Annotated in this window: 12 protein-coding genes; 3 read left to right on the forward strand and 9 right to left on the reverse strand. The window is 71.7% G+C overall.

All coding sequences use genetic code 11. The annotated features are described in order from the left end of the window. Positions 1 to 21 precede the first annotated feature (21 nt). The 5 genes from ACBI99_RS08485 to ACBI99_RS08505 form a co-directional block, all read right to left on the reverse strand. The gene (locus ACBI99_RS08485; RefSeq protein ID WP_375072034.1) at positions 22 to 639 is read right to left on the reverse strand and encodes an allophanate hydrolase subunit 1; all 618 of its coding nucleotides are present in this window, start codon (positions 637 to 639) and stop codon (positions 22 to 24) included. A gap of 388 nt (positions 640 to 1027) precedes the next feature. Further along, the gene (locus tag ACBI99_RS08490; protein WP_219510288.1) at positions 1028 to 1783 is read right to left on the reverse strand and encodes a LamB/YcsF family protein; all 756 of its coding nucleotides are present in this window, start codon (positions 1781 to 1783) and stop codon (positions 1028 to 1030) included. A gap of 22 nt (positions 1784 to 1805) precedes the next feature. Further along, positions 1806 to 2564 (reverse strand): thioesterase family protein, encoded by a 759-nt coding sequence (locus ACBI99_RS08495; protein ID WP_357588528.1) that lies wholly within the window; start codon positions 2562 to 2564, stop codon positions 1806 to 1808. Further along, entirely contained in the window at positions 2564 to 4063 is a 1500-nt protein-coding gene (locus ACBI99_RS08500; protein ID WP_219510304.1) for a hypothetical protein, read from the reverse strand. The genes ACBI99_RS08495 and ACBI99_RS08500 overlap by 1 nt, the downstream gene beginning before the upstream one ends. A 123-nt stretch (positions 4064 to 4186) precedes the next feature. After that, entirely contained in the window at positions 4187 to 4411 is a 225-nt protein-coding gene (locus tag ACBI99_RS08505; RefSeq protein WP_219510286.1) for a hypothetical protein, read from the reverse strand. 153 nt (positions 4412 to 4564) lie between these two features. Between ACBI99_RS08505 and ACBI99_RS08510 the strand changes: the two genes are divergently transcribed. The 3 genes from ACBI99_RS08510 (at position 4565) to ACBI99_RS08520 (ending at position 9335) form a co-directional block, all read left to right on the forward strand. Continuing rightward, complete coding sequence (locus ACBI99_RS08510) at positions 4565 to 5134, forward strand: HhH-GPD-type base excision DNA repair protein (protein WP_219510285.1); 570 nt, start codon at positions 4565 to 4567, stop codon at positions 5132 to 5134. Between the two features lie 194 nt (positions 5135 to 5328). Then, positions 5329 to 7422, forward strand: a complete 2094-nt coding sequence (locus tag ACBI99_RS08515) for a SpoIIE family protein phosphatase (protein ID WP_219510284.1) — start codon at positions 5329 to 5331, stop codon at positions 7420 to 7422. Between the two features lie 242 nt (positions 7423 to 7664). Continuing rightward, positions 7665 to 9335, forward strand: a complete 1671-nt coding sequence (locus ACBI99_RS08520) for an RNA polymerase sigma factor (RefSeq protein WP_219510283.1) — start codon at positions 7665 to 7667, stop codon at positions 9333 to 9335. Positions 9336 to 9435: 100 nt separating this feature from the next. On the opposite strand, the gene ACBI99_RS08525 is transcribed toward ACBI99_RS08520, so the two are convergent. The 4 genes from ACBI99_RS08525 to ACBI99_RS08540 are packed head-to-tail and all read right to left on the reverse strand — an operon-like array spanning position 9436 to position 13214. Then, the gene (locus ACBI99_RS08525; RefSeq protein WP_357587428.1) at positions 9436 to 10149 is read right to left on the reverse strand and encodes a peroxide stress protein YaaA; all 714 of its coding nucleotides are present in this window, start codon (positions 10147 to 10149) and stop codon (positions 9436 to 9438) included. Positions 10150 to 10174: 25 nt separating this feature from the next. Further along, positions 10175 to 10999 carry a carbohydrate ABC transporter permease gene (locus ACBI99_RS08530; protein WP_219510281.1) on the reverse strand — a complete coding sequence of 275 codons (825 nt, stop codon included), beginning with the start codon at positions 10997 to 10999 and terminating at the stop codon, positions 10175 to 10177. Beyond that, positions 10996 to 11895, reverse strand: a complete 900-nt coding sequence (locus tag ACBI99_RS08535) for a carbohydrate ABC transporter permease (RefSeq protein WP_219510280.1) — start codon at positions 11893 to 11895, stop codon at positions 10996 to 10998. Before ACBI99_RS08535 ends, ACBI99_RS08530 begins: the two co-directional genes overlap by 4 nt. Further along, entirely contained in the window at positions 11892 to 13214 is a 1323-nt protein-coding gene (locus tag ACBI99_RS08540) for an extracellular solute-binding protein (RefSeq protein ID WP_357587426.1), read from the reverse strand. The genes ACBI99_RS08535 and ACBI99_RS08540 overlap by 4 nt, the downstream gene beginning before the upstream one ends. Positions 13215 to 13279: the final 65 nt, after the last annotated feature.

Below are 13279 nucleotides of genomic sequence, written 5' to 3' on the forward strand. Positions count from 1 at the left end.
GCCTCGATCATGGGACCTCGATCATGCGGCCTCGAAGCGCACGCGGGTCCCCGGGCGGAACGCCGACGGCGGGCGCGCCGTCACGTCCCACACCCGCAGCCCCGTCCTGCCCAGCAGCCGCCACCCGCCCGGCGACGCCGCCGGATACACGGCCGAGTACGGCCCCGCCACGGCCACCGACCCCGCGGGCACCGACGTCCGCGGCGTCGCCAGCCGGGGCACGTGCAGCACCGGGTCCAGCCCCGTCAGATACGCGAACCCCGGCGCGAACCCCAGCCAGCCCACCACCAGCTCCCGCCCCGTGTGCCGGGCCACCACCTCGTCCACCGGCACCCCGGCCAGCTCGGCCACCGACTCCAGATCCGCCCCGTCGTAGACGACGGGCACCCGGACCACGTCCTTCTCCTCGGGCGCCTCCGTCACCCCGGCCGCCGCGCACCGCCGCAGCAGCTCGCTCAGCCGCGCCCGCAACCCGCCCTGCTCGGCCCCCGGAGCCACCACCAGGACCGTCTCAGGCCCCGGCACCACCTCCACGACCCCGGGCGGCCGTTCGGCCCTCAGCGCGGCGTCCAGCCGGTGCGACACGTCCAGCGCGCCCGTCTCCACGAGCAGCCCGTGCTCCCCGACCCGCCGAATCACCCGCCCGCCTCCCGGCGACCGCGCCCGCCCCTCCGCACCGCCGCCCCCACGAGGCCGCCCGGCCAGACCTGGCCACGGTCCTCTTGGGCAGACCCCCACTCTCTCGCCGAAGGCCAAGCGCCCTCCAGCGGGGGCGCGCTCTTGGCAGCGCGGTGCCCCACCTCCGGGAGGTGGGGCCCTTGCCGGAAGGGGGCGCCGTTCCGGTGGTCCGGCAGGGGCGTGGCCTTTGCGTGTCCACCAGAGGTGTGGGCCTGGCGGGAGGGGAGACGACGGGGTGGGAGGCGGCGGGAGGGAGTCTCGCGGGCCGGGCGGAGGGGGGAGGGCGTCTCGCGGGGAGGGAGCTCGCGCGAAGGGAGGCGGCGGGGCGGCAGGGGCCGCGTGGGGGCGGTCATGCGAAGGCCTGGAGGACGACGCCGGCGGCCAGGAGGTCGTCGCGGACGGTGCGGGCGAGGTGGACGGCGTCGGGCGTGTCGCCGTGGACGCAGAGGGAGCGGGCCTTGACCGGGACCTCGGCCCCGTCGGCGGAGATGACCGACCCGGACAGGGCCATGCGGACGGCGCGGGCCGAGACGTCGGCGGCGTCGTGCAGCACGGCGCCGGGCAGGCGGCGGGGGAGCAGGGCGCCGTCGGCGGTGTAGGCGCGGTCGGCGAACGCCTCGGCGACGGTGGGGACGCCCGCGGCGGCGGCGACGGTGTGGACCACGGAGCCGGGCAGCGTGAGCACCGGCAGCGCCGGGTCGTAGTCGGCGATGGCGTCGACGACGGCCTCGGCCTGCTCCCGGTCGCGGCAGATGCGGTTGTAGAGGGCGCCGTGCGGCTTCACGTACGAGACGCGGCCGCCCATGGCGCGGGCGATGCCGTCGACGGCGGCGAGCTGGTAGAGCACCTCGGCGCAGAGCTCCTCAGGCTCGACCTCCATCTCCCGGCGCCCGAAGTGGGCCAGGTCGCGGTAGGACACCTGCGCCCCGATGGACACCCCCCGGTCGACGGCGGCGGCGCAGGTGCGCCGGATGGTCACCGGGTCGCCGGCGTGGAAGCCGCACGCGACGTTGGCGCTGGTGACGATGTCGAGCAGCGCCAGGTCGTCGCCGAGCCGCCAGATGCCGAAGCCTTCGCCGAGGTCCGCGTTCAGGTCCATCACCATGACCCCATCATGGCGTGAGCGGCTACCTCGGCGCGACGAACAAGGTCTGAGTCGCGCTGCCGACTTCGCCGTCGAGGTCGTACAGGGTGGAGCGGGTGAGGCCGCGCCCGGACGGGCCGATGGCGGTGGCGGCGTCGAGGCAGATCCACTCGCCGGCGGGCGCGCGGAACAGGGAGATGGTCAGGTCGACGTTCACGAACAGGTGGGTGTCGAAGCCGAGGGCGAGGCTGATGCCGTTGCCGCTGTCGGCGAACAGCGCCAGCCGCTCCATCGGCGTGATCTCCTCGCCGTCGACCAGCGGCACCCGGCAGCGGCCCCACGCGGTGGCGGGGCCGGGCTCGTCGGGGCCGCCGCGGGCGAAGCGCCATTCGGTGGCGCGCCCGTAGCCGAAGCCGGTCGAGATCCACGACTCGCCCTGCGGGCCGGGCAGGGGCGGCGGGTCGGCGGCGTGGGTGGCGGGCGTGGGGGCCTCGCGGATGCGCCACGCGGTGGCCCGTACGTGCTCGCGGCCGCCGCCGCTCACCGACGCCGACAGGCACTGCACGCGCTTGCCGTCGCGCACGACGTCGGTGCGTACGTCGAGGTCGCCGACGGGGACGGGACCGAGCACGTCGACGGCCAGCCGCGCCAGGTCGAGGCCGGGACGGGGCGCGGTGAGCGCCAGCTCGTGCACGAGCAGCGCCGTCACCGGCCCGAGGTGCTGCGTGGCCGGGTCCCACGGGCCCTGGGTGTGCTCGGAGGCGCGGTAGCGGCCTGGCGCGAGCCGCGTGTACATGGCCATCAGATCTCGTCGGGGATGTCGGCGATGTCGTCGAGCGCGGCGGCCAGCTCCTCGGGGTCGCCGCCGATGCGCTCGGCGATCTCGATGAGCACGTGGAGCACGTCGTGGCGGTCGTGGCCGAGGTCGAGCAGCCGCTGGGCGGCCTCCCACAGCTGCGGCGGGTCGCCGTCCCACAGGCGGGTGGCGATCTCCTCGTGCCACGCCAGGTGCTCCTCGTCGATCGCGCCGACGTGGTCGATCTCCAGGAGGGTACGGCGGTCGGCCGCGTCGGCGGGGTTGAGCCGGTCGAGGTCGACGCCGTTGTGCACGCCCTGCAGGAACGGGAACGCGAACGCCCGCCTGGCCAGCGCCGACAGGTCGCCGTCGGGCAGCAGGCGCTCCAGCAGCGGCCGGTCGATGCCGAACGACGTCGGGTCGCGGTAGGCCTCGGGGAACTTGCCGATCGCCCCCCACACCGCGTCGAGCGTGGCCTTGAGCCCCTGCTCGGGCAGGCCGGTGCGGGCGGCGGCGAAGCGCACCCAGGCCGACAGCGCGTGCGGCATCGCCTCCTGCTCGGCCTGCGAGAGCATGACCTTGCGCGGCAGCCAGTCGAGCAGGAACGTCTCGCACTTGGTCGGGCTGACCCGCAGCGGCCGGCCGAAGTCCTGCTCGCAGCCGTAGTCGATGATGTGGTCGGCGCACCGGGAGGCGGCCGACGGGTCCGACAGGTGCTCGGCGGCGTCGGAGGCGAGGAACTCGGCGGCGAGCATCGCCCGCCGCTCGCGGCTGTAGGGGGCCTCGATGTGCAGCGGGGCTGGCCGCTTGCGGCCGGGCGGCAGCGCCTTGAGGCGGGCGCGGGCGAAGGCGTGGTAGGCGCTGTAGCTGTCGCTGACGGGCGGCGGCGTCTTGGGCTCGCCGGTGGCCTTCATCGCCGATTCGAGCAGCGCCCTGGCCTGCTGCGGCTCGATCTCCTCGAACAGCAGCATCGGGTTGCCCGCGGCCTCGGCCCTGGCCTGCTCCAGCAGCTTGTCGACGTGGGAGGACACCCAGGCGTCGCGCGCCATGCCGGACATGTTGTGGTCGACGACCATGACCAGCGCGTGCCGGTCCTGGTTGTGGCGGGGGGTGGAGTCCTCGTTCCAGCGGTAGGCGAAGGTGCAGATGACGGTGTCCTGGTCGCCGTAGGCGTCGCGGGAGACGTAGCAGCCGGTGGGCTTGACCGCGCCCACCCGGTCGGCCCAGCCGGGCCTGGCCACGCCGGACTCCATCATGGCCAGCGCCGCGCCCTCGGCCTTGGCGCCCTGGCGGGCGGTGCCGAGGTAGGCCAGGCAGATGAGCAGCGTCAGCGAGGCGGGGGTGCCGGCCTTGGCCGCGTAGTCGACCAGCCCCTCACCGAGCACCTGCTCGACGTCGCCGCCCCGCACCTTCCTGCCCCACCAGGCCCCGACCATGTCGGAGACCATCAGCTCCGCGTCGAGCGGGCTGCGCACGGCCAGCAGCTCGCGGGCCGCCTGCACCATCTCCTTGAACACGTCGTCGGGCGGGGGGCTCTCCCGGGGGTCTCGTCGGTGTCGGCGCACGCCCTCACTCTCTCGCATTCCAGGCGGAAACGGTGCGCAGAACGCGGCCCGGTGACTCCGATGTTATCGAGGGGCGCGCGGCGGCGGCGCGGAGTTGACGATCGCGAGCAGGTGCTCGCGGGCGATCCGCTCCACGATCTCGGGTGTCGCGGTGATGCCGAGGTGCTGCGCGCACACGCACACGTCCTCGACGCACCGGTCGATGGTGTCCACGGGCACGGTCAGGAACTCCTCGGCCAGCCTGAGACTGACCGGCTCCTTGAGGAAGCGTGTGGCCAGAGCGAGCATAGGTGTGAGATTCCTCTGGATGCCCCAGGGCAAACCCCCAGGAATGGACGCAGGTGACTTGCGCTCTCATTTCATCTTTTCTCGGGCTGGTGTCAAGCCTCCACGACGGCTGTCTTCGCTTCTCGGGAGCGGCTTTCGTGCGAAGCTGTTCCCATGCGCATCCAGCTCACCCAGCGCGCGGAGGCCGACGAACTGCTCGGCCGCAGTCCGCTCGCCCTGCTCGTCGGCATGCTGCTCGATCAGCAGGTGCCGATGGAGTGGGCGTTCACGGGCCCTTACACCATCTCCGAACGGCTCGGGCACGAGCTCACCGCCGAGGAGATCGCGGCCTGCGACCCCGAGGCGTTCACCGCGCTCCTGGCCGCCAAACCGGCGGTCCACCGCTACCCCAAGTCGATGGCGGCCCGCGTCCAGCAGCTCGCCGCCTACCTCGTCGAGCACTACGACGGCAAGCCCGAGCGCATCTGGACCGAGGCAGCCGACGGCAAGCAGTTGCTCAAACGACTGATGGACCTTCCGGGATACGGCAAGCAGAAGGCCCAGATATTTTTGGCATTGCTGGGCAAGCAGCTCGGGGTCCAGCCGCAAGGATGGCGCGAGGCGGCCGGCCCCTATGGCGAGCAGGGGTCCTACCGTTCGGTCGCGGACGTGGTCGACGCCGACAGCCTGGGCAGAGTGCGCGCCACCAAGCAGGCGGCCAAGCGGGCGGCGAAGGCCGAGTAGCCTGATCTTGCTGCGCAACGTGGAGCGATTTTGACAGGATGCGTTGACCGTATGGCGGCCGGGGCTTCCGTCCGCGCCCGCCCATCGCAGATGATGTACTGCAGAATCCGGTCGCCCGGAGCTGCGCTACGCCGATACACGATTATGGAGATGTGCCGCGTGGGAGACCCTGGCACGCGACGGAGGTGCCGACCATGAGCGCCGAGACCTCCGTTCCCCGTCCCCGGGAGTCGGATGTGGACGTCTCAGACTCCGCCCTCTTCGAGGGCCTGCTGTCCGAGGCAGAGTTCGCCTTTGCCTTCTTCGACACCCAGACCCGCGTCCTGCGGGTCAACGACGTGTTCGCCGAGGTCGTCGGCGTGCCCGCCGAGCGGCTGCTGGGACGCGCGCCGTCCGAGACGCTCGCGGCCGACCTCAGCCAGCTCATCACGCACGGCGTCCAGGCCGTCATCGGCAGCGACGCGCCGGTCTCCGAGCGGCCCGTGCGGGTGCGCGCGACCGGCGGCGAGGCCCGCTACTGGTCGGTCTCGTTCTCGCCGGTCCACGACGCCGACGGCGCGCTGCAGGCCGTCGCCCTGGCCGGGCTCGACGTGACCGAGAGCCGCCTGGTCGAGGAGGACCTGCGCCGCAGCGAGGAGCGCTACCGCTCGCTGGTCGAGGCGCAGTCGCAGCTCGTCTGGATCACCTCGCCGACCGGCACGGTGGTCGAGGACGCCCCGCAGTGGCGCGCCATCACCGGCCAGGGTCTGGAGGAATACCTGGCGGCCGGCTGGCTGGACGTGGTCCACCCGGAGGAGCGCCAGCAGACCGAGGAGGCCTGGAAGGAGGCGCTGCGCGGCCGCACCATGTTCGAGTGGAACTACCGCGTGCGCACCCGGGCCAGCGGCTACCGCCACTTCGAGGTCCGCGCGGTGCCGATCATCCGGCACGGCAGGGTCGTGGAGTGGGTGGGCGCCAACACCGACGTCACGCCGCAGCGCGAGGCCGAGGAGATGCGCGGCAGGCTGACCGACCAGCTCGGCGCCGCCGCGCTGCGCACCGCCCGGCTCCAGGGCGCCACCGCCATACTGGCCGAGGCGCTCACCGTCGAGCAGGTGGTGCAGGTCATCATCGACGTCGGCCGCACGGCGCTGGCCGCCGACCGGTCGGCCGTGGCGCTGCTCGACACCGACCGGGCGGCGCTCAAGCTGATCAACGGCGAGGGCGTCCCCGAGGCGTCCGGCGCCGCCGGCGAGGAGATCCCGCTGTCGAGCTCCAGCGTGATGACGATGGCGGTCAACAGCCGGCGGCCGGTGTTCGCCGAGTCTCCCGAGAGCCTGAAGGCCCAGCTGCTGGAGGCGGGCGGCGACGAGCAGGTGCTGACCAACTACCTGGCCAGCAGCGACGAGCGCGCCTGGGTCGGGCTGCCGCTGCTGGCGGCGGGCCGGGCGCTGGGCGCGCTGCGGTTCTCCTTCACCCGGCCGCAGAAGATCTCCCAGGAGGACGGCGTCTTCCTGGAGGCGCTGGCCGGGCAGTGCGCGCTGGCCGTGGAGCGCGCCACGCTGTTCGAGCGCGAGCACCGCACCGCCGAGACGCTGCAGCGCAGCCTGCTGCCCGACCGCCTGCCGGTGGTCAGGGGCCTGGAGCTGGCCCAGCGCTTCCGCTCGGGCAGCCGCCACGTGCAGGTCGGCGGCGACTGGTACGACGCGTTCGTGCTGCAGGACGGCCGCGTGGCCGCGGTCGTCGGCGACGTCATGGGCAAGGGCGTCAAGGCGGCGGCCGGGATGGGCCGCATCCGCAACGCCATGCGGGCGCTGGCGCTGACCAACCCGCCGCCCGCCGCCGTTCTCACCGGCCTGGACCGGGTCTTCGACGCGACCGAGGAGGAAGAGCAGGTCACCACCCTGGCCTACATGGTCGTCGAGCCGTCGACGGGCGAGGGCACGCTGGCGCTGGCCGGTCACCCGCCGCCCGTGCTGGTTTCTCCGCAGGGCACGGCGATCCTCTGCGACGCGGAGCCGGGCACCCCGCTAGGCTGGCCGACCAGCCGTAGGCAGTTCCGGTTCGTGGTGCCGCCCGGCCATACCGCCGTGCTCTACTCCGACGGCCTCGTCGAGAACCGGAAGCGCGGGCTGGATGCCGGTCTCGCAGAGATTTGCAGTGTTGTGACCGAAGCGCCGCCTGAGGTCGTGAGAAGTCCACACATGTTGCTGGACTTCCTGGTCGACCGGATGTTGTCGGGATATGAGCAAGATGATGACGTTACCGCCCTGGCCATTCACGTGCCGCCCGCCACGAAGAGTGACTGAATGAAACAGTCATAAGGGTTGCTTTCGGATATCAGTGGCGCGCTTACGTACGCACTACTCTCTTGGTCGGCCTAGGGTGGAGGTCAACCGCCGGGAGGTGGCCGTATGGAGTGCGTGGTCGTGCCAGAATGCTGGACAGGTCCGTCGCGATCCGCACGGCCTCACCGATCTCCGAGAGAGGCATCAGCCCCCCAGCGGGCATCTGGGTCCATTGTCGCCACGCGTTCGTTCGAGAGGTGTTCGTGTCGCCTGCAAGTTCGACTCGCTCGAAGCCACAAGAGCTGAACGAGCCCGTCATTCAGCGACTGCTCGAGCGTGGGCGCTCGCAGGGTTTCCTCGAGTCTGAGGACGTCCGTCAGGCCTTCGAGGAGGCGGACATCCCCATGTCGCACGCCGCCGCGTTCTTGCGGAACCTCAGCAAAGAGGGCGTGACCGTGGTGGTGACCGCCGCGGATTCGGCTGCGCCGAAGAAGAAGTCTCGAGGCTCAGCAAAGCGCCAGACCGCCGCGCCCGTCAAGACCAAGACGGCGGCGGCCGCCAAAGAGCAGCAACCCGAGACCGTGACCGCGGTCGTGGGCACCGCCGAAGCAGAGCCGGCGGCCAAGAAGCCGGCTCCCGCCAAGAAGGCCGCTCCGGCGGCCAAGAAGGCCGCCGCGCCCGCCAAGGCCGCGCCTGCCAAGAAGGCCAAGCCGGACAGCGCTGGGCCTGCCGACAACAAGCCGAAGGGCCCCGAGGGTCCCAAGGCCGACGCCGACGACGACGAGGACATCGAGCTCGACGGCGACGTGGAGCTGGACGACCTCGAGGACATCGACGTCGAGGAGATCGCCGACGACGCCGACTCCACCGACGAGGCCGACTCCGACGACGACGACTCCGACGACGAGCCCAAGGTCGTCGCCGAGGCCGCCGCCGTGACCGCCGAGAAGAGCGAGGACGAGGTCCTCATCCTGTCCGACGACGACGATGACGCCCCGGTCGCGCAGGTCGCCGCCGCCGGCGCCACCGCCGACCCGGTCAAGGACTACCTCAAGCAGATCGGCAAGGTCCCCCTGCTCAACGCCGAGCAGGAGGTCGAGCTGGCCAAGCGCATCGAGGCCGGCCTGTTCGCCGAGGAGCAGCTGGGCGGCGAGAGCGACGGCCTTCCGGTCGACGTGCGCGCCGAGCTGGAGTGGATCGCCGAGGACGGCCGCCGGGCCAAGAACCACCTGCTGGAGGCCAACCTCCGCCTGGTGGTCTCGCTGGCCAAGCGCTACACCGGCCGAGGCATGCTGTTCCTGGACCTGATCCAGGAGGGCAACCTGGGCCTGATCCGCGCGGTGGAGAAGTTCGACTACACCAAGGGCTACAAGTTCTCCACCTACGCCACGTGGTGGATCCGGCAGGCGATCACCAGGGCCATGGCCGACCAGGCGCGGACCATCCGCATCCCGGTCCACATGGTCGAAGTGATCAACAAGCTGGCCCGCGTCCAGCGGCAGATGCTGCAGGACCTGGGCCGCGAGCCCACGCCGGAAGAGCTCGCCCGCGAGCTGGACATGACCCCCGAGAAGGTGGTCGAGGTCCAGAAGTACGGCCGCGAGCCGATCTCCCTGCACACCCCGCTGGGTGAGGAGGGCGACAGCGAGTTCGGTGACCTCATCGAGGACTCCGAGGCCATCGTGCCGGCCGACGCCGTCAGCTTCACGCTGCTGCAGGAGCAGCTCCACTCCGTTCTCGACACGCTGTCGGAGCGCGAGGCGGGCGTCGTGTCGATGCGGTTCGGCCTCACCGACGGCCAGCCCAAGACGCTGGACGAGATCGGCAAGGTCTACGGGGTGACGCGCGAGCGCATCCGGCAGATCGAGTCCAAGACCATGTCCAAGCTGCGTCACCCGTCGCGCTCGCAGGTCCTGCGCGACTACCTGGACTAGGTCCCAGCACGGAGAAAAGGGGGGTGGGGGCCCCCCCGCCCGCCCCCCCCCCATTTGGGGGGGGCGGCCCGCGGGGCCCCCACCCCCCTTTTTTCGTCGTTCAGAGGTCGACGTCGAGCTTGCCGGGGGCGAGCCGTACGGAGTAGCCGAGGTCGTCGAGGGCCTTGGCCAGCTCGTCGGGGGTGGTGGGCGTCAGGCCGCTCTCCAGCAGCTTCCTGGCGATCTCGCCCCGGGTGGCCTTGGCCATGTGGCTGACGACCTTGCCGTCCTTGAAGACCCGTACGGACACGCCGCGGTCGCCGGGGCGCCAGGCGCCCGCGTAGGTGGCCGAGCGCAGGTCGACGACCAGGCCGGGCAGCCGGTCCAGCTCGGCGGTGATCAGCGGGCGCCAGAAGGCCGCCAGCCCGCCCAGGGGCTTCAGCGACACGCCCATCGACAGCCGGTAGGGCGGGATGCGGTCGGACAGCCGCACGACCCCCCACAGCCCCGAGAAGATCAGCACGCTCTCCTCGGCCCTGGCCCGTGCGTCGGCGTCGAGGCCGGACAGCGCCAGGTTGTCGTAGAGCACGCCCGTGTAGAGCTCGGCGGCGGGCAGCGTGGCCGCCTCCTTGAGCGCGAGGTTCTTGGCCAGCTCGGGGGCCTGACCGGGCGACAGGCCGAGCACGCTCAGAGCGTCGCGGCGGCGCGAGGCCTTGATCAGGGCGCTCATGACCCGCCCGCGCGGGCGGCCGAGCTTGGGGAACGACAGCTCTCCGACGGGCGGGCCGTCTCCCGTGGACGCCTTGCCCTCGGACGGCGGCAGCAGAATCAGCACAGCCGAACCCTATACGCCCTGGTCATCACCGGTGCCCGGTGGTGGCGACGCCCTGCACGAAGTAGCGCTGCCCGGCGAAGAAGACGACGACGAGCGGCAGCGTGGTGATCACGCTCGCGGCCAGGACGAGCTCCCACTTGGGGTCGCCGCCCTGGTAGAACTGGTCGACGACGGCCTTCAGCCCCCGGGGCAACGTGAACAGGCTCGGGTCCTGCAGATAGACCAGCGGCTTCATCAGGTCGAACCAGCTCGCCTTCAGCTCGAACACGAACGCGATGATCAGCGCCGGTTTCGCCAGCGGCACCGCGATCCGCCAGAACAGGTCCAGGTACGTGGCGCCGTCCACCCGGGCGGCCTCGAACACGTACCGGGGCACGCCGAGCAGGAACTGGCGCAGCAGGAAGATGTAGAACGCCGAGCCGAAGAGGTTGCCCGCCCACAGTGGCACCTGGGTCCCGGTCAGCCCGGCGGCGTGCCAGATCAGGTACGTCGGCACGAGCGTCACCGCGGCCGGCAGCATCATCGTGCCCAGCACGCTCGCGAAGATCACGTTGCGCCCGGGGAAGCGGAAGTAGGCGAACCCGAACGCCACGAAGGCGCTCGACAGCGTCACCGCGAGCGCCGCCGCCAGCCCCACGAGCACGGTGTTCACCAGCCACGCCAGCATCGGCACGGCCTCCCAGACCACCGCGTAGTTCTCCGGCGCGAACGGGTCGGGCCACGGGACGAACGGGTCGGCGAAGGTGTGGGAGCGCGGCTTGAGCGAGGCGACGACCAGCCACACGAACGGGTACAGGAAGATCACCGACGCCGCCGCGAGCATCATCCAGAAGAACGGCCGCCGCCTCACGCCCGCTCTCCCGCCTCGTAGTGCACCAGCCGCCCGCCGAGCTTCCACTGCACGAGCGTGATCAGCGCGATCACCAGGAAGAGCACCCAGGCCAGCGCCGAGGCGTAGCCCATGTGCAGGAACTGGAACGCCTGCTGGAACAGGTAGACGACGTAGAACAGCGCCGAGTCGCCCGACGCCTGCTGCGTCACCTGGTTGCCGAAGAACATCGCGTACACCTGGTCGAACATCTGCAGCGACGCGATCGTGTTGATGATCACGACGAAGAACAGCGCCGGGCTGATCATCGGCAGCGTGATCCGCCGGAACCGCGCCCACGCCCCGGCCCCGTCGATCATCGCGGCCTCGGCCAGCTCGGCGGGCACGTTCCGCAGCGCCGCGAACAGGATGATCGTCGTCGAGCCCAGGTTCCACAGCGACATGAGCACGATGCCCGGCAGGATCCAGTCCGGATCGGTCGTCCACTGCGGCCCCTCGACGCCGAACAGGCCGAGGAACTGGTTGACCATGCCCGCCTGCCCGTTCAGCAGGAACAGGAACAGCACCCCCACCGCCACGTACGGGGTCATCGACGGCAGGTAGAAGATCGTCCGGAAGACTCCGGCGCCCCGGCCGCCGATCCGGTTCAGCATCAGCGCCAGGCCGAGCGCCAGCGTGATGGCCAGCGGCACGTGCAGGGCGGTGTAGAGCACGGTGTTGCCGATCGCCACCGCGACCTTGGGATCCTGCGCCATCCGCGCGTAGTTGGCGGTCCCGGCGAACTCCGGGCTGGAGATCAGGTCGTACTCGGTGAACGACAGGGCGAGGCTGGCGAGCATCGGGCCGAGCTGGAACAGCACCAGCCCGATGAGCCAGGGGAGCACGAAGACGTACGCCCAGCGGGTCTCCGGTCTCACGAGGCCGCCCCGTCGATGGCCTTCTGGGCCTCGGTCTGGGCGCGCCCCAGCGCGTCGGCCGGCTCCTGGCCGCCGAGCAGCACGCGGGTGCCCGCGTCCTCCCACGCCTTCCTGAACTCGGCCGCGGCGGGCGACTGCGGCACCACGAACCCGGCCGGCTGCACCGCGCGGATCGTCCTGACCGCCGCGTCGAACGGCGCCTTCCCGCTCGGCCTGACGATCTCGCCGAAGATCGTCTCGTCGGCCCTGGCGTTGCCGGTGAAGGTGCCGATGTTGACCTTGCCCTCGCGGGTGCGCTTGTCCTGGCGGGCCCGCGCGGCGGCGATCCAGGTCTCGGCGGCGGTCATCGTCTTCATCCAGCGGCAGGCGGCCTCCGGGTTGCGCGCGCCCTTCGGCACGGCCCAGGCGTTGCCGCCCACCAGGTTGACCGGCTGACCGTCGCGGCCCCGGAACGGCAGCACGGTGATCGCGACGTCCGGCGTGGTGCCGGCCATCGAGGAGACCAGGAACTGCTCGCCCAGCATCATGCCGACCTGGTCCTCGGCGAACGGGTTGCGGGCGCCGAAGAAGTCCCACGTGTCCACGAACGCCTTGAGCCGCTTCCAGCCGCCCTGCGACTCGACCAGGCGGTTCGCGTACGTCATGGCCTCGACTACGGCGGGACCGTCGAGCCCGGCGGTGCGGCCGTCGGCGGACAGCAGGTCGGCGCCGTTGGCCTTGGCCCACAGCGGCAGGAACTCGGGCAGCTTCGGGTTGAAGCCGAACCGCTCGACCTTGCCGCCGTCCGTCCTGGTCATCTTCCTGGCCAGCTCGGCGAGGCGGTCCCAGTCGGAGGTGTCGACGCTCGCCGGGTCGATCCCGGCGTCGCGGGCCGCCCGGTCGTTGACGATGAGCACGATCGAGTTGGAGAACTCGGGGATGCCGTACCAGTGGCCGTCGTAGCGCACCTGCTGCCGCGCGGCCGGGTAGAAGTCGCCGGTCGGGATGGACTCGCGGCTGATGCAGTCGTCCAGCGGCTGGATGGCGCCGCGCGCGGCGTAGCTGCCCAGCCGCTCGCGGGCCAGGTAGACCACGTCCGGCGGGTTGCCCGAGGCGACCGCCGACAGGAACGCCTGCTCGTCGAACGCGCCCTCGTTGATCCGGACCGTCACCCCCGGGTACGCCTTCTTGAAGGCGTCCACCCGGACCGTGGCGATCTCGTCGGGCAGCCCGAAGCCCATCGTGGTCAGCGACTCGCCCGCCGGGCGGCTCGGGCCGCCCACGCCGCCGCACGCGGTCAGGAGGAGCATCGCGGCGACCGCGGCAGTTGACCTGGACATGGCGACCCCTTTCACGGCCCATGTGATGGGGGAGGCACTTACCTGGAGTGATGCCGTCAAACCCG

This window comes from Nonomuraea sp. ATR24 (assembly GCF_041950485.1).
Taxonomy (GTDB): domain Bacteria; phylum Actinomycetota; class Actinomycetes; order Streptosporangiales; family Streptosporangiaceae; genus Nonomuraea; species Nonomuraea ceibae.